The following is a 23,543-nucleotide window of genomic DNA, read 5'->3' on the forward strand; positions in this document are numbered from 1 at the left end:
GCCATGAAATCCATCCACGACGCCGCCGCACTGCACCCCATCACCGAGGACGACATCGCCGATTACCTGGCGAACACGCCGGACTTCTTCGAGCGCCATGCCCAACTGCTCGCGCAGGTGCAGCTGACCAGCCCGCACGGCAACCGCGCGGTGAGCCTGCAGGAACGCCAGGCCGACATGCTGCGCGAAAAGATCAAGGCGCTGGAGCATCGTGTCATGGACATGATGCGACACGGCACCGAGAACGTCGCCACCACCGACCGCATGCATCGCTGGATGTGCAATCTGCTCACCACGCGCGATCCGCGCATGCTGCCGCTGCAGATCACGTCCGACCTACAGCTGCTGTTCTCGGTGCCGCAGACGGCCATCCGCCTGTGGGATTGCGACAAGGATTACTGGAAGGAGCCGTACGCTCACTGGGTCGGCGACGACGTGAAGGAGTTCGCCAACTCGCTCACGGCACCATATTGCGGGCCGAACTCGGGATTCGAGGCGACGACCTGGCTGGCGGACGACCGCACCGCCATTTCGATCGCGCTGGTGCCGTTGCGCTCGGCAGCTGACGCGCCGGCTTTTGGTCTACTGGTGCTGGCGTCGCCCGATGCGCAGCGCTTCAACGCCGAAATGGGCACCGATTTCCTCGAGCGGATCGCCGAACTGGCGTCGGGCGCGCTGTCGCGGCTGCGTCCCGCATCGTCGAACTGACGCGTTCATGGCAGACGTCGAAGCCGATCGTGCGCTGATCGACCGCTATCTCGCGTATGTTCGCGTCGAACGACGGCTCGCCGTGCGCACGGTCGATCTGTACGCCGAGCATCTGGGAACGCTCGCCGAACGCGCTGCCGAAGCGGAACTTCAGCTCGACAGGGTGCAGGCCGCGCATGTCCGGCGCTGGATGGCGCGAATGCATTCGGCGGGGCGGGAGCCCTCCGGCATCGCGCTGGTGCTGTCGTGCTGGCGCAGTTTCTATCGCTGGCTCGGCCATCAGAAACTCGTGGTCGCCAATCCGGTGCAGGACGTGCGCGCACCGAAAGCCGGTCGCCCGCTGCCGAAGGCGCTGCCGGTCGACGACGCCGTTCGATTGGCCGAAATGCACGACGCCGAGGCCGATCCGTGGACCGAGACGCGCGACTGTGCCATTGTCGAAATGCTCTATGGCTGCGGATTGCGCGTGAGCGAACTGGTCGGCCTCGATGCGCAGGCCGGCAAGGATGCGGCCGGCTGGATCGATCTGGAATCCGGCGACGCCCATGTTCTGGGCAAGGGCGGAAAGCGGCGCAGCGTGCCGATAGGGTCGAAGGCAGCCGAAGCCTTGCGCGCATGGCTGGAGGTGCGCAACGACTGCAAGGCGCTGAATGCGGCCGAGTTGCGCGATCCGGCAGGGGCTGCGGCGCTGTTCATCGGCCGCAACGGAAACCGCTTTTCAGCGCAATCGATATGGAGCCGCCTCAAGTCGCGCAGCTTGAAAGCCGGCCTCGCCACGCCGGTCCACCCGCACATGCTGCGGCACTCGTTTGCGAGCCATCTGCTGCAGTCGAGCAGCGACCTGCGCGGTGTGCAGGAACTACTCGGTCACGCCAGCATCAAGACGACGCAGGTTTATACGCGGCTGGATTTCCAGCATCTGGCGAAGGCTTACGACGCGGCGCATCCGCGGGCGAAGGCGCTGGACTCCGGGTCGCAGCGCACCCGAACAAGCGAATCTGGAAACGACTGATTAGATTTTCAAACTGTCATCGGCCAGTTTCACAGCCGCGTAAGTATTTCTCCACCGTTGCTCACGACGCTCTCGTTCATGAGCAGGCCGAGATATGCAGGTCGAACTTCCTGGGGAATCGAATTGTTTCCAGGCATAGGAAGCGGGTTCGAAACTCTCGGCTCAGGATCCATCGGAATCCATCCGGAGCCGGTTGGTGCGACCACGTGGGTCGGTGTATGGATCCATTGCCTTATCGGGTCCGGCCAGCGAAGGTTTCCGGGGTTTGCCTCATACCTGATCTTGTGATTCGGGTTCAGATGGATCCGAGCCTGCCCGTACGACGCCTGCACACGCTGATGGATGACGCCCAGGAAGTTCGCATCCTTGTTGTCGCGGCCAGATGCGCGAACAAATCCTCGTCGGCTCTCCGCGTCGATAGCCTTCGACTTTTCGATGGCGGTATCAGAGCCTTTTCTGTACGGCGCAGGAACATCGGATGTCGAACGAGCTGATTTTGCGGCGTTTGAATGTTGAAAGTTCTTTGGGGAAATTGGAGCGGTCATTGGTTTGTGGTTGCCGGGAAAAATAGAAGGGCCGTGTGCGGGCGGCCATTCTTGTTTGCGCGGCATGAGCGCTTCGTGGGACTGCTCTTATTTCCAGTTCCCCTGTCTCCGCGGTTTCGTGCGGCAATCGATAAACTTCTTTCTTCTTCAGTACGTTTCTAAGGCTCCGAATGGCTCTCATCCCCGCCACCATCCTCACCGGCTTCCTCGGCTCAGGAAAAACCACGCTTCTGAAGCGCATCCTGACCGAGGCCCACGGTCAGAAGATCGCGGTGATCGAGAACGAGTTCGGCGAAGAAAACATCGACAGCGACATCCTCGTGACCGAATCGAAGGAGCAGATCGTGCAGATGAGCAACGGCTGCGTCTGCTGCACGATTCGCGAAGACCTGCGTGAAGCGCTGCAGTTGCTGGCCGCGAAGAAACGCAAGGGGCTGCTCGATTTCGACCGCGTGGTGATCGAAACGACCGGCCTGGCCGATCCGGGGCCCGTTGCGCAGACCTTCTTCATGGACGACGAGATTGCCGAGAGCTATCTGCTCGACTCGATCCTGACGCTGGTCGATGCGAAGCACGCGCCGCAACAGCTCAACGACCGCCAGGAAGCGCGCCGCCAGGTCGGTTTCGCCGATCAAATCTTCATCAGCAAGAGCGAACTGGTGTCCGAGGAAGAAACCGAGGCGCTGATCCATCGTCTGAAGCACATGAATCCGCGTGCGCCGCAGCAGAAGGTGCATTTCGGCGAAGTGCCGCTGAAGAGCGTCTTCGACCTGCGCGGCTTCAACCTGAATGCCAAGCTGGACATCGATCCGGACTTCCTGAAGGACGAGGCCCACGATCACGGCCACCATGGTCACGAAGGTCATGACCATGCCGAGGGCGAGCACTGCGACCATCCTTCGCATGCCACCGGCGAGGGGCACGGCCACCATCATCACCATGACGACGACGTCAAGAGCTTCGTCTACAAGGCCGATCGCGCCTTCGATCCGGCCAAGCTGGAGGACTTCCTGGGTGCGATCGTCAACATCTACGGGCCGCGCATGCTTCGCTACAAGGGTGTTCTTCATATGCAGGGCACCGACCGCAAGGTGATTTTCCAGGGCGTTCACCAGCTGATGGGCAGCGACCTGGGCCCGGAATGGGGTGCGGACGAAGTGCGTCAGAGCCGCATGGTGTTCATCGGAATCGATTTGCCTCGGGAAATCCTGGTGCAGGGGCTGGATCAGTCGCTGGTTTGAATTGTGAAAAAAGGTCACCTGCGACGGTGCCGAGTTCTCTACAATCGCGCGCCTGCTTCCGAGCCTCGCGGCCGGGCGTTGTGGCGATCGGGTCATGACGCGGGAAATCGCTTGTTACCGGATCGACTTTCAAGGGTATAACCCCGGGTTCGTCGCTGGCCACGTCCAGTTCCTCGAAGCATTTCCAAGGAGCCTGCCACCGTGAAGAAGCCTGCCGTAAAGGCCACTCCCGCTACCAAGCCGACCGTTTCTGCGGCGAAGGTGGCGAAGCCGGCCATTGCTGCAGCGCAGAAAACGCCGGTTGCGGTCGCCAAATCGAAGACAGCTCCCGCAGCTGTCGTGTCTACCCAACCCGTCGGCGCACGCGCCGTGCCACCCGCCACATCGTCCCCCATGAAAAAAACGGCTGCCGCCACCACCACGCCCCCGGCGACACCTTCCGCCGCCACCAATCACGCCAACAACGCGCCGAATTCCGCTACGCCACCGCCCGCACCCGCTGCACGCGGCGGCCGCGTGTCCCGGTTGTCGCAGTTGACGGTGCCTTCGATGGCGCAGTCGGTTGCGTCGACCGCGGCCAAGTCGAGCTTCACCCAGATCGTGTCGACGGCGCTCGTGCCGCCGCCGCACGTCGCGGTCAAGAAAGACCCGAAGCTCGCGAACAACTGGAAGACGAAGGAAGCGGCCGAACTGGTCGACGCCGAAGTCATCGCGATGCCCGATTCGGAGTACATGAACGACAAGCAGATGGCGTTCTTTCGCCTGAAGCTGGTCGAGCTCAAGCGCGGCATCCTGGAAAACGCCGGCGAAACCACCGAGCATCTGCGCGAGGACACCGTGGTCGTGCCCGATCCGGCCGATCGCGCGACCATCGAGGAAGAGCATGCGCTCGAGCTCCGTACCCGCGACCGCGAACGCAAGCTGCTGAAGAAGATCGAGCAATCGATCCAGCGCATCGATGCCGGCGACTACGGCTACTGCGACGAGACAGGCGAGCCGATCGGCGTCGGCCGGCTGCTGGCCCGGCCGACCGCCACGCTGTCGCTCGAAGCGCAGCAGCGTCGCGAACTCAAGCAGAAGATGTTCGGGGACTGATCCGACTCACTCACCCGGGCGCGAACGATGTCGAAAGAGGAATCAGGCCGACTGCTCTCCAAGATGGCGAAATTCGTCCGCAATCCGCTGAAGGATTGGGCGGAACTCGACGCCCAGGATTCGGCTACCGGCGAAAACGGCTACAGCCGCGAAATGCTTCGGGAGATGCTGGAACGCCGCCAACGAAACGATTTCGTGCGGCGTCGCGAATTCGATGTGTTGCGCCGCATGCGGCAGCGCGAGGCCGCCGGCATCCGCGAGCCCGAATCGCAGTCCTCGCACGCCGACAGCAGTACGCATGGGAGGAGTGAAGGTCGCGCGCTGACGCTGCGCAAGATCGACGAGATCGAGGCGCAGATGTCGCGACAGTGGTGGAAAGGCGATCCGGCCAGTCCGGAAGGCGCGCCGATCCATCCCGATGTGCTCGCCGCCCAACGCTCGCGCGCCTATGCGGACACCACGCCCGGCATGAGACCCGACCATGCCCGGTCGTCCGACACCGACACCGGCCGCGGCGAGATGCAGGCTTCGCGCCCGCCCGAGCCGGGCAGCCTGGTGCTGCCGGCCGGCGATAGCGCACTCGACGAAGCCGCGATCCGCTTCGCTCACGGCGACGATGCCGGCGCCGAGTCCATCCTCTTGCAGGCCCTGGTGCCGGGCAGTCCGCAGGCGGGGCACGACGACACATGGCTGGCGCTGCTCGATCTGTACCGCGCGACCGGCGACGCCGAGAAATTCGGAACGGCCAGCGTGCGCTACATGCAGCGTTTCGGACGCAGCGGGCCGGACTGGCTCTCGCTTCGGGAGGAGGCTTCGAACAGGCTTCAGGCCGGCTCGATCGCGACGATGCAGGCTGCTGCAGCCGATCCGCACGCGGCCGACTGGCGCAGCCCGCCGCAACTTCGTCGGGCCGATCTGGCAGAGCTCACCCGCTCGCTCACTGCAGCGGGCGGCACCTGGACGCTCGACTGGCGCGGGCTGACCGTCATCGACGCGGATGCGGCCGGGCCGTTGCGGATGCTTTTCAACCACTGGGCAAATTCGCCGGTCGATCTGCGCTTCGCCGGAGCGCCGCGCCTGGAGGCTGTGCTCGAGAAGGCGACGCCGGTCAATGGGCGCGATGTCGAGCAGCTCTGGTGGCAGCTGCGCATGGCGGCCCTGCGCGTCATGCACGCGGCCGATCCTTTCGAGATGGCTGCGCTCAACTACTGCATCACCTACGAGGTGTCGCCGCCGGCTTGGGAAGATCCTTGCGGGCAGTTTGCGGCGCTCGATTTGCCCGCAGGAAGCGGGCCGTCGACGTCGAGCCGCAATGTGTCTGGCGGCGGTACGGCCCTTTCAGAAGGTTCGGGCAAGTCGCCCGCTGCGCTGGTGGGTGAACTGACGGGCGAATTGCCCGGCACCTGGCGACGGCTCGAAGCCGAGATCGCCGAGCGGGAACTGGCCGCCGCACCCGATCCGACGGCAATATCGTGCGCTGCGTTGATCCGCATCGACCTGGCGGCGGCCGAATCGCTGATGCACTGGGTCGCGATGCGCCAGAGCCAGGGTCATCGCGTGCACTTCGTCGACGTGCAGCGCTTGGTGGCGGCTTTCTTCAAGATCGTCGGCATCACGACACACGCACCGGTCGGCCTGCGGCAGCACTAGCGTTCCGGTTGCCATCGGATACCTTTCCGATCTTGAATCGTCCGGCGCTATCCCCAAGTGGCGTCGATGGAACAGTTTCACGGAACCACGATCATCAGCGTGCGTCGCAAGACCCCGGACGGCGACCAGGTCGCCATCGGCGGCGACGGCCAGGTGACCCTCGGCAACATCGTCATCAAGGGCTCGGCGCGCAAAGTCAGGCGACTGCATCACGGCAAGGTCATCGCAGGCTTTGCCGGCGCCACGGCGGACGCCTTCACGCTCTTCGAGCGCTTCGAGGCCAAGCTCGACAAGCACCAGGGCCAGCTGGCCCGTGCCGCGGTCGAACTCACCAAGGACTGGCGTACCGACCGCGTCCTGCGTCGCCTCGAAGCGATGCTGGCCGTCGCCGACGGCACCACGTCGCTGATCATCACCGGCAACGGCGATGTGCTGGAGCCCGAGGACGGCATCGTGGCGATCGGTTCCGGCGGTGCGTATGCGCAGTCCGCTGCCAAGGCGCTGCTCGAGAACACAGACCTGTCGGCTGCCGAGATCGTCAAGAAGTCGCTCGAAATCGCGGCCGATCTCTGCATCTACACCAACATGCACCACACGATAGAGACGCTCTGAGTCTGCCCACCATGTCAATGACCCCCCAGGAAATCGTCTCAGAACTCGATCGTCACATCGTCGGCCAGCCGCAGGCGAAGCGCGCGGTCGCCATCGCACTGCGCAACCGCTGGCGTCGTCAGCAAGTCGAGGAAAAGCTGCGCGTCGAGATCACGCCGAAGAACATCCTCATGATCGGTCCCACCGGCGTCGGCAAGACCGAGATCGCGCGCCGGCTCGCGCGCCTGGCCGATGCGCCGTTCATCAAGGTCGAGGCGACCAAATTCACCGAAGTCGGCTACGTCGGCAAGGATGTCGATGCCATCATTCGCGATCTGGCCGAGATTGCGGTCAAGCAGACGCGCGAGAAGGAAAGCGTCAAGGTGCGGATGCGTGCCGAAGACGCCGCCGAAGACCGCATTCTCGACGTGCTGCTGCCGCCCGCGCGCACGCCGGAGGGCGCTGTGCCCGCCATCGGCGACGGCGGCAACACCACGCGCCAGGCGTTCCGCAAGAAGTTGCGCGAACACGTGCTGGACGACAAGGAGATCGAGATCGACCTGTCGGAGAACCGCACGCCGCTGGAGATCATGGGTCCGGCCGGCATGGAGGAAATGACCGAGCAGTTGCGCGGCATGTTCGGCCAGATGGGCCAGGACAAGCGCAAGACCCGCAAGCTGAAGATCGGCGAGGCCATGAAGCTGCTGATCGACGAAGAAGCCGCCAAGCTGGTGAACGAAGACGACATCCGCACCCAGGCGATCCACAATGCCGAGCAGAACGGCATCGTCTTCATCGACGAGATCGACAAGGTCGCGACACGCTCAGAGGCGCAGGGCAGCGACATCTCGCGTCAGGGGGTCCAGCGCGACCTGCTGCCGCTGGTCGAGGGCACTGCGGTGTCCACCAAATATGGCGTGATTCGGACCGATCACATCCTTTTCATCGCGAGCGGCGCGTTCCATCTGAGCAAGCCCAGCGACCTGATTCCCGAACTGCAGGGCCGCTTTCCGATCCGCGTCGAGCTGCAGTCGCTTTCGGTGGCGGATTTCGAGGCTATCCTGATGCAGACGCAGGCATCGCTGGTCAAGCAGTACCAGGCGTTGCTGGCGACCGAAGGCGTGACGCTCGACTTCACGCCGGACGGCATCACCCGATTGGCCGGCATCGCTTTCGACGTGAACGAGCGCACCGAGAACATCGGTGCACGTCGGCTTTCGACGGTGATGGAGCGTTTGTTGGACGAAGTCAGCTTCGACGCGACCAGGCTGAATGGCCAGTCGATTTGCATTGATGCAGCATATGTAAACGAACGGCTTATAGCGTTGAGCCAGGACGAAGATTTGTCTCGATTCATCCTCTGAAGAGGTCTTCGAGCCCGGCGGTTCACGCATCACATTCAGTGCGTGAGCTAAGTGCTTCATTTGCAACGAAATTCGCTGTTACCGAGCATTCGATAACGGCGCTAAGTCGTTGATTCCATTAAGAAAAATTACCTTGTTGCAAGGTTGTGTGCGAATCGTTTCCTGCTACAGTGCAAAAAAGTGCAGTTAAGTGGGAAAAAGTGTCGGACAGCGTCTCTTCGAGATGCGCGCCAGATCCCACCACAAAGGTTTCGTGGTCGTGTTTCAAGGCGCTTCATCGCTCAGTCTGGATGCAAAGGGGAGGCTTTCCGTGCCTACCCGGCATCGTGACGTGCTCGCGGCCACGGCAGGCGGTCAGCTGACCATCACGCGGCACCCGCACGGCTGCCTGATGATCTTTCCGCGCCCGGCCTGGGAGCAGTTCCGCGAAGGTATCGCGCGCATGCCCCTCAAGGACCAATGGCTCAAGCGACTGTTCCTCGGCAATGCGATGGACGTCGACATGGACGCTACCGGCCGCGTGCTGGTTTCGCCCGAGTTGCGCGCTTCAGCCAACATCGGCAAGGAAACGCTGCTGCTGGGCATGGGGAGTCATTTCGAGCTGTGGGACAGGTCCACGCACGATGCCAAGGAAGCCGAATCGATGGCGATCGGCATGGTGTCCGCGTCCGTCCAGGATCTGACGTTCTGATGGCCCTGACCCACACCACCGTGTTGCTGGAAGAGGCTGTCGAGGCGCTCTTCGCGGACCGTGCCGACGCGGCGGGCGGCACGTATGTCGACGCCACTTTCGGTCGTGGAGGACACGCCCGGCGTCTGCTGGAAAGGCTGGGGCCGGGTGGCCGGCTGATCGCGTTCGACAAGGACGCAGAAGCGGTCGCCGAAGCAACGCGCATCCACGATGCGCGTTTTTCCATTCGGCACCAGGGCTTCCGCGACATCGGGGACCTGCCGCTGGCGAGCGTGTCGGGGTTGCTCATGGACCTTGGCATCAGCTCCCCGCAGATCGACGATCCCGCGCGGGGTTTTTCTTTTCGTTTCGACGGTCCGCTCGACATGCGCATGGACACCACGCGCGGCGAGAGCGTGGCCGAATGGCTGGCGACGGCCGAAACACAGCAGATTGCAGAGGTGATCCGTGACTATGGCGAAGAACGGTTTGCTGTTCAGATTGCAAAGGCGATTGATGCTCGCCGACAAGAACGGGGCCCAATTTCAACCACCACCGAGTTGGCCGAGCTCGTGGCTGGCACGGTCAAAACCCGCGAGCCGGGCCAGAACCCTGCAACGCGCACATTTCAGGCTCTTCGGATTTTCATCAATGCCGAGCTTGAAGAGCTGCAACAGGCGCTAGAGGCAAGCCTCAAGGTACTGGCGCCGGGTGGTCGTCTGGCTGTGATCGCATTCCATTCGCTGGAAGACCGCATCGTGAAGCAGTTCATCGCGACGCATTCGAAGGAGGTCTACGACCGTCGCGCGCCGTTCGCGGCACCGAAGGTCATGAAGCTGCGCGCGCTCGGTCGCACCCGTCCGACGCCGGAAGAGGTTGCCGCCAACCCGCGCTCGCGCAGCGCGATCCTGCGCATCGCAGAACGGACGGAGGCCTGACATGACGCGTCTCAACGTCCTGCTGCTGCTCGCCGTGCTCGCCTCGGCGCTGTTCCTGGTGCATACGCAATACCGTTCGCGGCTGCTGTTCACAGAGCTGGACCGCGTCAGCACCGAAGCCCGCCGGCTCGAAGTCGACGGCGACCGCCTGCAGGTCGAGAAGCGCGCACAGGCGACGCCGCTGCGGGTCGAGAAGCTGGCCAAGGAGCAGCTCAAGATGCGCACCACGACGCCGGCCATCACGCAGTACGTGCGTCCGGACGGTACCGTGATCCCGCCGATCGTCGCGCCTGCGCCGGTCGCGTCCGCTCCGAGGAGGGCCGGTTGATGCCTCGCAACAGTCGCAGCCGCAGCGTGCAGTACACGACCAGCCCCTTGCTCGCGAGCAAGACGCCGGTGTGGCGCAGCAAGTTCATCGTCGCCGCAATCGCCATGGGCTTCATGGTGCTGGCCGCGCGTGCCGCCTATGTCCAGGTGGTCGACAACGCCTTCTTCCAGCGCCAGGGCGAAGTCCGCTTCGCACGGACGCTGGAATTGCCCGCGAGCCGCGGCCGGATCCTCGACCGCAACGGCCTTCTGCTGGCGTCGAGCGTGATCGCGCCGAGCATCTGGGCGATCCCCGAAGACATTGAGCGGGACGACCCGGACGTCAAGGCCAAGCTGAAGCTGGTCGCGAAACTGCTCGAGATGCCGCAGAAGGATTTCGACAAGAAGCTGGTGGACGAAGACAAGACCTTCGTCTGGATCAAGCGCCAGGTCGATGCGCCGATCGCCAAGCAGATCGCCGACCTGAACATCAAGGGCCTGTACCAGCGCAAGGAATACAAGCGCCAGTACCCCGAGGGCGAGGCCGCCGCGCACGTGGTGGGCTTCACCAACGTCGAGGACCACGGGCAGGAAGGCATCGAGCTGCAGTTCGACAAGGAACTCGGCGGCAAGCCCGGATCGCGCCGCGTGATCAAGGACCGCCTGGGTCGTGTGGTCGAAGGCGTCGGCGACGCCGTGCCACCGTTCGACGGCAAGGACATCCAGCTCAGCGTCGACAGCAAGGTGCAGTTCTTCGCCTACCAGAAGCTGCGAGACGCGGTCATCGCACGCCGTGCGAAGGCCGGCAGCGTGGTGGTGCTCGACGCCGTGACCGGCGAAGTGCTGGCGCTGGCCAACTATCCGAGCTATGTGCCCGACAAGCGTCAGAACCTGACGGGCGAAATGTTGCGCAACCGTGCGCTGACCGACACCTTCGAGCCAGGTTCGACGATGAAGCCGATCACCGTCGCGATGGCGCTCGAAGCCGGCCGCGTGAAGCCTTCGACGCTGATCGACACCGGTCCGGGCCGCTTCCAGCTCGGCGGTTTCACCATCAGCGACACCCACAACTACGGCGTGCTGACGGTCGAGGGCGTGATCCAGAAGTCGAGCAACGTCGGTGCGCTCAAGATCGCGCAGCGGATGCAGCCGCAGGAGATGTGGGATACGTACACGGCGCTCGGTTACGGCCAGAAGCCGCAGATCCAGTTCCCAGGCGCAGTGACCGGACGGCTGCGTCCGTGGAAGAACTGGAAGCCGGTCGAACAGGCCACCATGGCCTACGGCTACGGCCTGTCGGCGTCGCTGTTCCAGATGGCGCATTCGTACACCTCGTTCGCCCACGACGGACGGCTGATTCCGGTCACGATCCTGAAAAGTCCGGAGCCGGCGGTCGGCGTTCCGGTGTTCTCTCCCGAAAACGCGCATGCGGTGCGCAAGATGCTGCAGATGGCGGCCGGCCCCGGCGGTACGGGGCAACTGGCGCAAACGGTCGGCTATTCGGTCGGCGGCAAGTCCGGCACGGCACACAAGCAGGTCGGCAAGGGCTACGCGAGCAACAAGTACCGCGCCTGGTTCACCGGCATGGCGCCGATCGAGAAGCCGCGCATCATCGTCGGCGTGATGATCGACGAGCCGAGCGATGGCAAGTACTTCGGCGGCATAGCCGCCGCACCCGTTTTCAGCGAGGTCGTCCAGCAGACGCTTCGCATGATGAACGTCGCGCCTGACCTGGCGGTGAAACCGCTGGTCATGACGCAGGGCGTGGACGAGAGCTTCTGAACGTGACGCTGCCCATCACTCGCCGTTCGCTCCAGACCCCGCAGGATGCAGCCCGCTGGCTGCAGGACCGCGTGCGCGGTAGGCTGCGCGTCGACAGCCGTGCGGTGACTGCGGGCGACGGCTTCATCGCCTGGCCCGGCGCTGCGACCGACGGCCGCCGCCATGTCGCCGCAGCGCTCGCGCAAGGCGCTGTCGCCTGTCTGGTCGAGCATGAAGGTGTCGAGGCTCATGGCTTCGATGCGGCGGACGATCGCATCGCCACCTATCCCGGCCTGAAGTCCGCGACCGGACCCATCGCTGCCGCTTACTACGCCGAGCCATCGGGTCAGTTCGACGTGCTGGCCGTGACCGGTACCAACGGCAAGACCTCCACCGCCTGGTGGCTGGCCGAGGCTTTGAACACGCTGCCGCATGTCGACGGCATCACTTCTTCGCCATGCGCCGTGATCGGCACGCTCGGCGTCGGCGTGCCGCCAGAGCTCGTCTACACCGGCCTAACGACGCCGGATCCGGTCACGCTGCAATGCGCGCTGCGCGACTTTGCCGACCGCGGCTTCGGCGCCTGCGCGATCGAAGCGTCGTCGATCGGCATCGCCGAGCGCCGTCTCGACGGGATGCGCATCGCCGTGGCCGTGTTCACCAATTTCACTCAGGACCACCTCGACTACCACGGCAGCATGGAGGCCTACTGGGAGGCCAAGGCCGAGCTGTTCCGCTGGCCCGGCTTGCGGGCGGCAGTCGTGAACATCGACGACGTTCACGGCGCGGCGCTGGTCGCGGGCCTGATCGAAACGTCGACCGGCGCGCTCGACGTCTGGACAGTTTCGGCTTCGGCCACCGCAGCTCGCCTGACGGCCCGCGACATCGGCTACGACGCTCGCGGTCTGGGTTTCACCGTCTGCGAGCACGGCCCCGACGGCGACAGCGTCGAGCGTCTCGATACCGCGATGGTGGGCGACTACAACGTGGCGAACCTGCTCGGCGTGATCGGCGCTCTTCGCGCGCTCGGCCTGGGCCTGGCGCATGCGGTGGATGCCTGCCGCGGTCTCGGCAGCGTGCCCGGCCGCATGGAACGCGTCGACGTTCCCGGCAAGCCGCTGGCGGTGATCGATTACGCACACACGCCGGATGCGCTCGACAAGGCGCTCGCAGGTCTGCGTCCGTTGGCTGCGCAGCGCGGCGGCGCGCTGTGGTGCGTGTTCGGCTGCGGCGGCGACCGCGATGCGATCAAGCGCCCGATGATGGCCGCCATCGCCGAGAAATGCGCCGACCGCGTGGTCGTCACCAGTGACAACCCGCGCAGCGAGAACCCGGCGACGATCGTCAGCCAGATCCTGCTGGGCCTGTCGAATCCCGACGCGGCGCAGGTCGAGCCCGACCGCGCCCGTGCCATCGCGGAGACGCTGGCCCAGGCCGCGCCGCAAGACATTGTTCTGATTGCCGGCAAGGGCCACGAGTCCTGGCAGGAAATCGCAGGCGAACGTTTCGAATTTTCTGACCGGCTGCACGCAGCCGCCGCCCTTGGCGCCCCCGTACCGCGGAGCGCTCCGTGAACCCCGAAAGTGCATTGATGACGACCATGACGACGCTGGGCCAAGTGCTGCAGTGGCTCCCCGGCGCCCGGCTGGTGGGCGATGCCGCCACGCCGTTCGCGCGCGTCCATACCGATACCCGCACGCTGGCTGCGGGTGATCTTTTCGTCGCAATCAAAGGTGACACCTATGACGCCAACGCTTTTCTCGCCGATGCGCGGGAGCGTGGCGCCGTTGCGGTCATCGCGCACGGCGGGCTCGAAGCGGCCGGTCTTTCGGGCCTCGAAGTGCCCGACACGCTGGCCGCGCTAGGCGCACTGGCGTCGCACTGGCGCGCGCAGTACACCTTGCCGCTGGTGGCCGTCACCGGCAGCAACGGCAAGACCACGGTCACGCAGATGATCGCGTCGATTCTGGGTGCCGCTTCGAGCGACCGTTCGCTGGCGACGGCCGGCAATTTCAACAACGAGATCGGCGTGCCGCTGACGCTTCTGCGCCTGCGCGCCGCGCATCAGCTGGCCGTGGTCGAACTCGGCATGAACCATCCGGGCGAGATCGCCCGGCTCGCCGCAATGGCGCAGCCGACGATCGCGCTGGTCAACAACGCCCAGCGCGAACATCTGGAATTCATGTCGACCATCGAGGCGGTGGCGCAGGAGAACGGTTCGGTGTTTTCGGCGTTGCCCGACAACGGTACCGCCGTATTCCCTTACGGCGACACCTGGTCGCCGCTCTGGAACGAGATCGCGCACGAAGGCGCTTCGCGCCGTTGCCTGACCTTCGGCGAACAGGCTGCCGCAGACATCTCGCTGCACAGCGCCGAATGGAAAGCCGGAGCGTGGGCCATCGAAGCACGGACGCCCCTTGGTCCGGTCCGCACGACGTTGCGCATCGCCGGACGCCACAACGTCGTGAATGCCCTGGCTGCGATCGCCTGCGCGCTGGCGAGCGGCGTGTCGGTCGAGAAGATCGCCGAAGGACTGGCCGCGTTCGAGCCGGTCAAGGGCCGTTCGCGCGCCAGTGAAGTCGTGCGTGCCGACGGTACCGCGTTCACGATCGTCGACGATACCTACAACGCGAATCCGGACTCGGTGCGCGCCGCCATCGAGGTGCTGGCCTCGCTTCCGGGTCCGCGACTGCTGGTGCTGGGCGACATGGGTGAAGTCGGCGACCAGGGTCCGCAGTTCCATGCCGAAGTCGGCGCGCTGGCGCAGGCACGCGGCATCGAGACGCTGTTCGCGCTCGGTGCGGCTTCCGCGCATGGCGTCGAGGCGTTCAAGGCGGCCGGCGGCACCGACGTGCAGCACTTCGACGATGTCGAACTGCTCAAGACCGTCGTGCTGGCACGCCTGCCGCAAGTTGCGAGCGTGCTGGTCAAGGGCTCGCGTTTCATGCGCATGGAGCGGGTGGTGCAGGCCATCGCGACGGCCTGATGCTGCTGAGCCTCGCTCAATGGCTGCAGACGCTCTCGCCCGAGTTCGGGTTCCTGCGCGTCTTCCAGTACCTCACCTTTCGCGCGCTGATGGCCGCGACCACGGCGCTGCTCATCGGCCTCGCGGTCGGTCCGTACGCGATCCGTCGCCTGACGGCGCTCAAGATCGGCCAGCCGGTGCGCGGCTACGGCATGGAGTCGCATCTGAGCAAGAGCGGGACGCCGACTATGGGCGGCGTGCTGGTGCTGTTCTCGATCGCATTCTCGACAGTGCTCTGGTTCGACCTGAGCAACCGCTTCGTCTGGATCGTGCTGTGGGTGACGCTGGGTTTCGGCGCCATCGGCTGGGTCGACGACTGGCGCAAGGTCGTACGCAAGGACCCGGAAGGCATGCGTTCGCGCGAGAAGTACATGTGGCAGTCGCTGGTCGGCCTGGTTGCAGGCTTCTATCTGCTGTTCAGCATTTCCGAAAGTTCGAACTGGCGCGTGCTGGAACTCTTCGCAGCATGGGTGCGCTCGGGCTTCGCGCTGGAGTTCTCGCCGAAGATCAACCTGATCGTGCCGTTCTTCAAGGAAATCAGCTATCCGCTCGGCGGGATCGGTTTCGTGATCCTGACGTATCTGGTGATCGTCGGATCGAGCAATGCCGTGAATCTCACGGACGGGCTCGACGGGCTGGCGATCATGCCGGTGGTGATGGTCGGTTCGGCATTGGGCGTTTTCGCCTACGTGACCGGCAGCGTCGTGTTCTCGAAATACCTGCTGTTCCCGCATATCCCCGGCTCCGGCGAACTGCTGGTCTTCTGTTCGGCGATGGCCGGCGCGGGCCTCGCCTTTCTCTGGTTCAACACGCACCCGGCACAGGTGTTCATGGGTGACGTCGGCGCGCTGGCGCTGGGCGGCGCTCTCGGCACGATCGCGGTCATCGTGCGCCAGGAGATCGTGTTCTTCATCATGGGCGGCATCTTCGTGGTCGAGGCGGTCTCGGTGATGGCGCAGGTGATGTACTTCAAGTACACCAAGAAGCGCTTCGGCGAGGGACGCCGCATCCTGAAGATGGCGCCGCTGCACCATCACTTCGAGAAGAGCGGCTGGCGCGAGACGCAGGTCGTCGTGCGCTTCTGGATCATCACGATGCTGCTTTGCCTCGTGGGTCTCTCGACGCTGAAGCTGCGCTGAATCGACCACACCCGATGAAGCATCTGCAAAACCTTCCCGTGCTGATCCTGGGCCTCGGTGCGTCCGGCCTGGCGATGGCGCGCTGGTGCGCGCGCCACGGGGCGGTGGTGACGGTGGCCGACACGCGCGAGGCGCCGCCGCAGCTGGCCGCGCTGCGGCTGCAGGTGCCGGATGCAAGCTTCATCGGCGGGCCGTTGTCGGCTGCGCTGGTCGAGGGCACGGCGGTGCGTGCGGTGTATCGCTCGCCCGGCCTGTCGCCGGCGAGCATCGCTTCGGTGGTCGATGCAGCGCGTGCGACGGGTCTGGTGGTGGGTGGCGAGCTGGATCTGTTCGCGCAGGCGCTGGCCGATCTGCGGACAGTCGACGTGCCGGCCGAAGAAATCGTCGTCGTTCCCGAAGCCGAAGCCGAAGCCGAGCCGGTCGCCGGGACGCCGGTGCAGTCCGAGATCGAGATGCCAGAGCCAGAGCCCGAGCCCGAGCCCGAGCCGGTGATCAAACCTGCAGCCGAAACAGCGATCGAAACCGTCCCGGCCAAGCCCTCGGTGCACACCGCCGCGCGCGAAGCCGCAGAATTCGTTGCCCGCATTGCCGAACTCTCCGCCGCCGCACCTCCGGCGCCCGCCGAAGACGACAAGCCGCTGCCGATCGCCGCACCCGAGCCAGCGCAGCCCAAGGGTTACACGCCCGCCGTGCTCGCCATCACCGGCACCAACGGAAAAACGACAGTCACCGCGCTCACCGGCCAGCTGGTCGAACGCGCGGGCAAGTCGGTCGCCGTCGCCGGCAACATCGGTCCCACGCTGCTCGACACGCTGGCCGCGCACATCGACGCCGGCACGCTGCCGGATGTCTGGGTTCTGGAGCTTTCCAGCTTCCAGCTCGATGGCGTGCAGGGCTTCGAGCCGACGGCTGCAGCCGTGCTGAACATCTCGCAGGACCATCTCGACTGGCATGGGGACATGGCGAGCTACATCGCGGTCAAGGCACGCATCTTCGGCGCGAAGGGTCTGCTGGTGCTCAACCGCGACGACGCGGCCGTGATGCAGATGCTGCCGCCGCCCGTACGCGCCCGGCTGCAGCGTCCGGTGGTGCGTGCGCACATCACGTTCGGCGCCGGCATGCCGCTGCGTCCGGGCGACTTCGGCATCGAGCGGATCAACGGCATGGGCTGGCTGGTGCGCGCGCTGGAAGCCGATGAAACCCTCAAGCGCAAGCGCGGTGCCGCAGCCGAAGCGCCTGAAATCCATTTGCAGCGCCTGATGCCCGCCGATGCGCTGCGCATTCGCGGCCAGCACAACGCGCTGAACGCACTCGCCGCGCTCGCGCTCGCGACTGCTGCCGGTTGCCAGCTCGGACCGATGCTCTACGGCCTGCGCGAATACCGCGGCGAGCCGCATCGTGTCGAGTCGATCGCGATCTTCGACGAGGTCGAGTATTTCGACGACAGCAAAGGCACCAACGTCGGCGCAACGGTCGCGGCGCTGGGCGGGCTCGGCATCGAGCGCCGTCTGGTCGTGATCCTCGGCGGCGAAGGAAAGGGCCAGGACTTCGAGCCGCTGGCCGCGCCGGTTCGTCAGTACGCGCGCGCCGTGGTGCTGATCGGCCGCGATGCGCCGCTGATCGAGGCTGCGCTGTCGTCTGCCGGCGTGCCGCTGCTGCATGCCGCGTCGATGGAAGAAGCCGTGCATGTGGCCGCCACGCATGCCGAGTCCGGCGATGCAGTGCTGCTGTCGCCGGCTTGCGCGAGCTTCGACATGTTCAAGGACTATGCGCACCGCGCCGCCGTTTTCTGCGACGCCGTACAGACGCTGCAGGGAGAGCATTCATGAGCAACGCTGCTGCCAACACCGCCAACACCGCCAACGCCGAATCCGCGGGGCGCTTCCGAGGCTGGTTCAGCCGTGCGGCGAAGACCGGTATCGACGCGCTGCCGGTGCACCTGCCGGTTCGTCTGGGCGGCGGCGGCGACGTCGCGCAGACCAAGGCGACTCCGATGCGCGTGCTCGGCTTCGACCAGGCGCTGCTGTGGGTGACTTTCGCGCTGCTGGCCTGGGGCATGGTGATGGTGTATTCGGCATCGATCGCGCTGCCGGACAACCCGCGTTTCGCCCGTGCCGGCTACGGACCCGCCTTCTTCCTGACGCGCCACATCCTGTTCATCTGCATTGCCTTCGTGGCGGCGCTGCTGGCTTTCCAGATTCCGATGAAGACTTGGGAGCGCGCGGCGCCGTGGATCTTCGTGCTGTCGATCCTGTTGCTCGTGCTGGTGCTTGTCCCGCACGTCGGCCGCGTGGTCAACGGTGCTCGCCGGTGGCTGCCGCTGGGCATCATGAACTTCCAGCCGTCGGAGCTGGCAAAGCTCGGAATGGTGCTTTACGCGGCCAGCTACATGGTGCGCAAGATGGAGATCAAGGAGCGCTTCTTCCGTGCCGTCTGGCCGATGGGCGCTGCGGTCGTGATCATCGGCATGCTGCTGCTGGCCGAGCCGGACATGGGTGCTTTCATGGTGATCGCGATCATCGCGATGGGCATCCTGTTCTTGGGCGGCGTCAATGCGCGCATGTTCTTCGTGATCGCGACGCTGATGGTCGTGGCCTTCGGCGTGATGGTGATGACCAGCGAATGGCGTCGCGAGCGGCTCTTCGCGTACCTCGATCCGTTCAGCGAAGCGCATGCGCTCGGCAAGGGCTACCAGCTGTCGCATTCGCTGATCGCTATCGGGCGCGGGGAGATCTTCGGCGTCGGACTGGGCGGCAGCGTCGAGAAACTGCACTGGTTGCCCGAAGCGCACACCGACTTCCTGATGGCTGTGCTGGGCGAGGAATTCGGCCTGATCGGCGTGCTGCTGGTGCTGGGCCTGTTCCTCTGGCTCACGCGCCGGATCATGCACATCGGCCGCCAGGCGATCGCGCTCGACCGCGTCTTCTCCGGGCTGGTGGCGCAGGGCATCGGCATCTGGATCGGCTTCCAGTCGTTCATCAACATGGGCGTGAACCTGGGCGCCTTGCCGACGAAGGGTCTGGGCCTGCCGCTGATGAGTTTCGGCGGCTCGGCGATCCTGCTGAACCTGATCGCGGTGGCGCTGGTGCTTCGCGTCGACTACGAGAACCGCGTGCTGATGCGCGGCGGTCGCGTATGAGCGAAGCGAATCCCGTCAAGTCCATGAACTACACGGCGCTCGTCATGGCGGGTGGTACCGGTGGGCACATCTTTCCGGGCCTGGCTGTGGCCGAGGCGTTGCGCGAGCGCGGCTGGCGCGTGCACTGGCTGGGCGCGCCAGCGAGCATGGAAGAAAAGCTGGTGCCGCCGCGCGGCTTCGCCTTCGAGCCGGTGCAGTTCGGCGGGTTGCGCGGCAAGGGTCTGCTCACGCTGGCGCTGCTGCCGGTTCGGCTGCTGCGCGCGTTCGCGCAAAGCGTAGGCGTGCTGCGCCGCGTCAAGCCCGACGTGGTGATCGGCCTGGGCGGCTACATCACCTTTCCGGGTGGCCTGATGAGCGTGCTGATCGGCCGGCCGCTGGTGCTGCACGAGCAGAATTCGGTCGCGGGGCTGGCGAACAAGGTGCTGGCAAGCGTCGCCAACCGCGTCTTCTCGGCTTTTCCGAACGTGCTCAAGGATGCCCAGTGGATCGGCAATCCGCTGCGCGCGCCTTTCCTGGCGCAGACCGATCCGGTCTTGCGCTTCATGGGTCGCAGCGGCCCGCTGAAACTGCTGGTCGTCGGCGGCAGTCTCGGCGCGCAGGCGCTGAACGCGGTCGTGCCCAAGGCGCTCGCGCGCATCGCGCCGGCCGAGCGGCCGGTCGTGCTGCACCAGAGCGGCGCCAAGCAGATCGACGCTTTGCGCGCCAACTACGCCGCAGCCGGCGTCGATGCCGAACTCGTTCCCTTCATCGACGACACAGCCAGCGCCTACGCGGCGGCCGACATCATCGTCGCTCGTGCCGGCGCCAGCACCGTCACGGAAATCGCGGCCGTCGGTGCAGCAGCGCTGTTCGTGCCTTTCCCATCGGCGGTGGACGATCACCAGACCACCAACGCGCGCTTCCTCGTCGATGCGGGCGGCGGCTGGCTCGTCCAGCAGACCGATCTCACGCCTGAACTACTGTCCGACTTGCTCCAGAAAACAGAACGATCCACGCTGGTGGAAAAAGCCCTGCGCGCCAAGGCGATGCAGAAGACCGAAGCCGTCGACCTGATGGTCGCCGCCTGCGAGGAGCTGGCCGACAGGAAGCGTCGCAAGAGTGCGAAGAACGACGGGGTGCGCGCATGAAGCACGCCATTCGCCAGATCCATTTCGTCGGCATCGGCGGCGCCGGCATGAGCGGCATCGCCGAGGTGCTGCTCAACCTGGGCTACCGCATTTCCGGCTCCGACCTGAGCGACAGCGCAACGCTGCGTCGCCTGGCCGGCCTCGGCATCGTCACCTATGTCGGTCACGATGCGGCCAACATCGCCGGCGCCGACGCGGTCGTCACTTCGACCGCGGTACAGGCCGACAACCCCGAAGTCATTGCCGCACGCGAGAAGCGCATTCCGATCGTGCCGCGCGCCATGATGCTGGCCGAGCTGATGCGCCTGAAGCAGGGCATCGCGATCGCCGGCACGCACGGCAAGACGACGACGACCAGCCTGGTGGCGAGCGTGCTGGCCGCAGCCGGTCTCGATCCGACCTTCGTGATCGGCGGCAGGCTCAACAGCGCCGGCGCCAATGCGCAACTGGGCAGCGGCGACTACATCGTGGTCGAGGCAGACGAGTCGGACGCCTCGTTCCTGAACCTGCTGCCGGTGATGGCGGTGGTCACGAACATCGACGCGGACCACATGGAGACCTACGGGCACGATTTCTCGAAGCTCAAGAAAGCCTTCGTCGACTTCCTGCACCGCATGCCGTTCTACGGCGTTGCCATCCTCTGCACCGACGACGCCGCAGTGCGCGACATCGTGCCCGAGGTGACCTGCCCGGTGACCAGCTACGGCTTCAACGAGGGCGCGCAGGTGCGCGCCGTCAACGTCCGCGCCGTCGGTTCGCAGATGCACTTCACCGCGCAGCGCCGTAACGGCGTCACGCTGCCCGACCTGGACATCGTGCTGAACCTGGCCGGCGAGCACAACGTGCTGAATGCGCTGTCGGTGATCGCTGTTGCGGTCGAACTCAGCGTGCCGGACGAGGCAGTGCAGCGCGGCCTGGCCGACTTCAAGGGGGTCGGACGCCGGTTCCAGAGCTACGGCGACGTGCCGGTGAAGCGGCCGGGTGTGTCTGTGGACACCTTCACGCTGATCGAGGACTACGGCCACCATCCCGTCGAGATGGCCGCCACCATCGCAGCGGCGCGCGGGGCATTTCCCGGTCGCCGTCTGGTGCTGTCGTTCCAGCCGCACCGATTCACCCGCACGCGCGACTGCTTCGAGGATTTCGTCAAGGTGCTGGGCACCGCCGATGCGGTATTGCTGAGCGAGGTCTATGCAGCCGGCGAAGCGCCCATCGTGGCGGCCGACGGCCGTGCACTCACGCGTGCCCTGCGCGTGGCCGGCAAGGTCGAGCCGGTCTTCGTCGACGAGATCGGCGAGATGGCGGAGGCCATCCTCAACAACGTGCACGGCGGCGATGTCGTCATCTGCATGGGCGCCGGCTCCATCGGCGCCGTACCGGGCCGGGTGGTCGAACTCGGCGGTTCGCTGACGACCGCCAAGCCCGGACTCTTCACTCGCGAAGGGAGGGCGCTGTGATCGCTTTCAATGTGGATCCGAAAAGCTTCGGCAAGGTCGCCGTCCTGTTCGGAGGAAGCTCTGCGGAGCGTGCGATTTCCATCCTCTCGGGCACCGGCGTGCTCGAGGCGCTGCGGGCTCGCGGCGTCGATGCGCATGCGTTCGATCCGGCGGAGCGCGATCTTGTCGAACTTCGTCGCGAAGGCTTCGACCGATGCTTCATCGCGCTGCATGGCCGCCATGGCGAAGACGGCACGGTGCAGGGCGCGCTCGAGCTGCTCGGCATTCCCTACACCGGCTCCGGCGTGATGGCATCCAGCATCGCGATGGACAAGGTCATGACCAAGCGGCTCTTCGAGGCTGAAGGACTGCCGACGCCGAAGTACGTGCGCCTCGCACCCGACCGGCAGACGCCGGAGCAGGTGCGCGTGGTGCCCGATGTGCTCGGCCTGCCGCTGATCGTCAAGCCGCCGCGCGAGGGCTCGTCGATCGGCGTGACCAAGGTCGAGGGCTACTCGCAGATGCAGGAGGCGGTGACGCTCTCGGCGAAGTACGACGCGGATGTGCTGTGCGAGCAATTCATCGAAGGAGAGGAAGTCACCTGCTCCGTGCTCGGCAGCGGCCAGGATGCCGAAGCGATGCCGGTGGTGCGCATCGCCGCGCCCGAGGGCGCATATGACTACGAGCACAAGTACTTCACCGACGATGTGAAGTACCACTGCCCGAGCGGACTGCCCGAGGCGGAGGAAGCGGAAATCCGCCGCATCACGCTGGCAGCGTTCCTCACGCTCGGCTGCAGAGGCTGGGGCCGTGCCGACATCATGATCCGCGCCACCGACCGCAAGCCGTTCCTGCTGGAGATGAATACGTCGCCCGGCATGACCACGCATTCGCTGGTGCCGATGTCGGCGCGCGCGCTCGGCATTCCTTACGAGGAACTCTGCCTGCGCGTGCTGGCCACCGCTTCGCTCGACATCAAGGGAATCGTCTGATGGCAGCCGACAGCATTCCCGTGCCCTTCGACGTCAAGCTCATGAACATCACGGCGACGCTGGCTTTCGCCGCGTGCGCGGTCATGCTGCTGGCTTCGGGCGCGTGGTGGGTGCTGCGGCAGCCGTTTTTCCCGATCGCCGCGATCAAGGTCGACGGCGAGGTCACGCACAACACCGCCGTCACGCTGCGCGCGCATGTCGCGCCGCAGCTGGTCGGCAATTTCTTCACCGTCGATCTGGCACGCGCGCGCAGCGCATTCGAGACGGTGCCGTGGGTGCGCAAGGCTGTCGTGCGACGTGAATTCCCGAACAAGCTGCGCGCCACGCTGACCGAGCAGGTGCCGGTCGCGCACTGGGGTGACGAGACCGGTTCGAAGCTGGTGAACGGCTACGGCGAAGTCTTCGATGCCAACGTGGCCGAGGTCGACGACAAGCTACCGCGCCTGGAAGGTCCTGACGACCAGGCCAGTCAGGTGCTGGGCATGTACCGCGTGATGGCGCCGATCTTCGCGCCCTACGACCTGAACGTCGAGGAGCTGGGCCTGTCGAGCCGAGGCAGCTGGCATGTGCTGCTGGACACCGGCGCGGTGATCGAGCTGGGCCGTGGTCGCAGCGAGCAGGTGTCGGCGCGTGCGACGCAGTTCCTGCAGACGGTGAAACAGGTCGCGGCGCAGTACGGCCGCACGGTCGCATCGATCGAGGGCGCCGACCTGCGCCACAACGAGGGTTATGCGCTGCGCCTGCGCGGCGTCACCACGGTCGTCACCGACCCCAAGAAGAAATAAGCGAGTAGCGAGGAATCTG

The 23,543-nt window shown here is 65.4% G+C and carries 21 protein-coding genes; 20 read left to right on the forward strand and 1 reads right to left on the reverse strand.

Annotated elements, in window-relative coordinates:
- The first annotated feature begins 3 nt into the window (after nt 1-3).
- Nucleotides 4-708: a DUF484 family protein gene (locus ACSFA3_RS19950; protein ID WP_435507228.1), complete on the forward strand. Its 705-nt coding sequence runs from the start codon at nt 4-6 to the stop codon at nt 706-708.
- Nucleotides 709-715: 7 nt separating this feature from the next.
- Complete coding sequence (locus ACSFA3_RS19955; RefSeq protein ID WP_435507229.1) at nt 716-1,720, forward strand: tyrosine recombinase XerC; 1,005 nt, start codon at nt 716-718, stop codon at nt 1,718-1,720.
- Between the two features lie 29 nt (nt 1,721-1,749).
- Here ACSFA3_RS19955 and ACSFA3_RS19960 read toward each other — a convergent pair whose 3' ends face one another.
- Entirely contained in the window at nt 1,750-2,331 is a 582-nt protein-coding gene (locus ACSFA3_RS19960) for a hypothetical protein (RefSeq protein WP_435507230.1), read from the reverse strand.
- A 104-nt stretch (nt 2,332-2,435) separates the two neighbouring features.
- On the opposite strand from ACSFA3_RS19960, the gene ACSFA3_RS19965 reads away from it, so the two are divergent.
- The 18 genes from ACSFA3_RS19965 (at nt 2,436) to ACSFA3_RS20050 (ending at nt 23,524) form a co-directional block, all read left to right on the forward strand.
- Nucleotides 2,436-3,506, forward strand: a complete 1,071-nt coding sequence (locus ACSFA3_RS19965; RefSeq protein ID WP_435507231.1) for a CobW family GTP-binding protein — start codon at nt 2,436-2,438, stop codon at nt 3,504-3,506.
- 201 nt (nt 3,507-3,707) lie between these two features.
- Nucleotides 3,708-4,601, forward strand: a complete 894-nt coding sequence (gene dksA / locus ACSFA3_RS19970; RefSeq protein WP_435507232.1) for an RNA polymerase-binding protein DksA — start codon at nt 3,708-3,710, stop codon at nt 4,599-4,601.
- A 63-nt stretch (nt 4,602-4,664) separates the two neighbouring features.
- Nucleotides 4,665-6,251 (forward strand): STAS domain-containing protein, encoded by a 1,587-nt coding sequence (locus ACSFA3_RS19975; RefSeq protein WP_435507233.1) that lies wholly within the window; start codon nt 4,665-4,667, stop codon nt 6,249-6,251.
- Between the two features lie 66 nt (nt 6,252-6,317).
- The gene (gene hslV, locus ACSFA3_RS19980; RefSeq protein ID WP_435507234.1) at nt 6,318-6,863 is read left to right on the forward strand and encodes an ATP-dependent protease subunit HslV; all 546 of its coding nucleotides are present in this window, start codon (nt 6,318-6,320) and stop codon (nt 6,861-6,863) included.
- An 11-nt stretch (nt 6,864-6,874) separates the two neighbouring features.
- On the forward strand, nt 6,875-8,206 hold the full coding sequence (gene hslU / locus ACSFA3_RS19985) for an ATP-dependent protease ATPase subunit HslU (RefSeq protein WP_435507235.1): 1,332 nt from the start codon (nt 6,875-6,877) through the stop codon (nt 8,204-8,206).
- 259 nt (nt 8,207-8,465) lie between these two features.
- Entirely contained in the window at nt 8,466-8,897 is a 432-nt protein-coding gene (gene mraZ, locus ACSFA3_RS19990; protein WP_435507395.1) for a division/cell wall cluster transcriptional repressor MraZ, read from the forward strand.
- Nucleotides 8,897-9,814 (forward strand): 16S rRNA (cytosine(1402)-N(4))-methyltransferase RsmH, encoded by a 918-nt coding sequence (gene rsmH, locus ACSFA3_RS19995; protein WP_435507236.1) that lies wholly within the window; start codon nt 8,897-8,899, stop codon nt 9,812-9,814. Before mraZ ends, rsmH begins: the two co-directional genes overlap by 1 nt.
- A gap of 1 nt (nt 9,815) precedes the next feature.
- A complete protein-coding gene (gene ftsL / locus ACSFA3_RS20000; protein ID WP_435507237.1) occupies nt 9,816-10,142 on the forward strand; it encodes a cell division protein FtsL in 327 nt (108 codons plus the stop codon).
- Nucleotides 10,142-11,902: a peptidoglycan D,D-transpeptidase FtsI family protein gene (locus ACSFA3_RS20005; protein ID WP_435507238.1), complete on the forward strand. Its 1,761-nt coding sequence runs from the start codon at nt 10,142-10,144 to the stop codon at nt 11,900-11,902. Before ftsL ends, ACSFA3_RS20005 begins: the two co-directional genes overlap by 1 nt.
- Before the next feature lie 2 nt (nt 11,903-11,904).
- Nucleotides 11,905-13,455 (forward strand): UDP-N-acetylmuramoyl-L-alanyl-D-glutamate--2,6-diaminopimelate ligase, encoded by a 1,551-nt coding sequence (locus tag ACSFA3_RS20010; RefSeq protein ID WP_435507239.1) that lies wholly within the window; start codon nt 11,905-11,907, stop codon nt 13,453-13,455.
- A 17-nt stretch (nt 13,456-13,472) separates the two neighbouring features.
- Nucleotides 13,473-14,867, forward strand: a complete 1,395-nt coding sequence (locus ACSFA3_RS20015; RefSeq protein ID WP_435507396.1) for a UDP-N-acetylmuramoyl-tripeptide--D-alanyl-D-alanine ligase — start codon at nt 13,473-13,475, stop codon at nt 14,865-14,867.
- Nucleotides 14,867-16,045 (forward strand): phospho-N-acetylmuramoyl-pentapeptide-transferase, encoded by a 1,179-nt coding sequence (mraY, locus tag ACSFA3_RS20020; RefSeq protein ID WP_435507240.1) that lies wholly within the window; start codon nt 14,867-14,869, stop codon nt 16,043-16,045. The genes ACSFA3_RS20015 and mraY overlap by 1 nt, the downstream gene beginning before the upstream one ends.
- A gap of 14 nt (nt 16,046-16,059) precedes the next feature.
- Nucleotides 16,060-17,874, forward strand: coding sequence for a UDP-N-acetylmuramoyl-L-alanine--D-glutamate ligase (gene murD / locus ACSFA3_RS20025; protein WP_435507241.1), 1,815 nt, complete (start codon nt 16,060-16,062; stop codon nt 17,872-17,874).
- Nucleotides 17,871-19,184 (forward strand): putative lipid II flippase FtsW, encoded by a 1,314-nt coding sequence (gene ftsW, locus ACSFA3_RS20030; RefSeq protein WP_435507242.1) that lies wholly within the window; start codon nt 17,871-17,873, stop codon nt 19,182-19,184. The genes murD and ftsW overlap by 4 nt, the downstream gene beginning before the upstream one ends.
- Entirely contained in the window at nt 19,181-20,311 is a 1,131-nt protein-coding gene (gene murG, locus ACSFA3_RS20035) for an undecaprenyldiphospho-muramoylpentapeptide beta-N-acetylglucosaminyltransferase (protein ID WP_435507243.1), read from the forward strand. The genes ftsW and murG overlap by 4 nt, the downstream gene beginning before the upstream one ends.
- On the forward strand, nt 20,308-21,768 hold the full coding sequence (gene murC / locus ACSFA3_RS20040; RefSeq protein WP_435507244.1) for a UDP-N-acetylmuramate--L-alanine ligase: 1,461 nt from the start codon (nt 20,308-20,310) through the stop codon (nt 21,766-21,768). The genes murG and murC overlap by 4 nt, the downstream gene beginning before the upstream one ends.
- Nucleotides 21,768-22,739 (forward strand): D-alanine--D-alanine ligase, encoded by a 972-nt coding sequence (locus tag ACSFA3_RS20045; protein ID WP_435507397.1) that lies wholly within the window; start codon nt 21,768-21,770, stop codon nt 22,737-22,739. Before murC ends, ACSFA3_RS20045 begins: the two co-directional genes overlap by 1 nt.
- Complete coding sequence (locus ACSFA3_RS20050) at nt 22,739-23,524, forward strand: cell division protein FtsQ/DivIB (RefSeq protein WP_435507245.1); 786 nt, start codon at nt 22,739-22,741, stop codon at nt 23,522-23,524. Before ACSFA3_RS20045 ends, ACSFA3_RS20050 begins: the two co-directional genes overlap by 1 nt.
- Nucleotides 23,525-23,543 lie beyond the last annotated feature (19 nt).

The organism is Variovorax glucosi, assembly GCF_051216695.1.
Lineage (GTDB): Bacteria > Pseudomonadota > Gammaproteobacteria > Burkholderiales > Burkholderiaceae_C > Variovorax.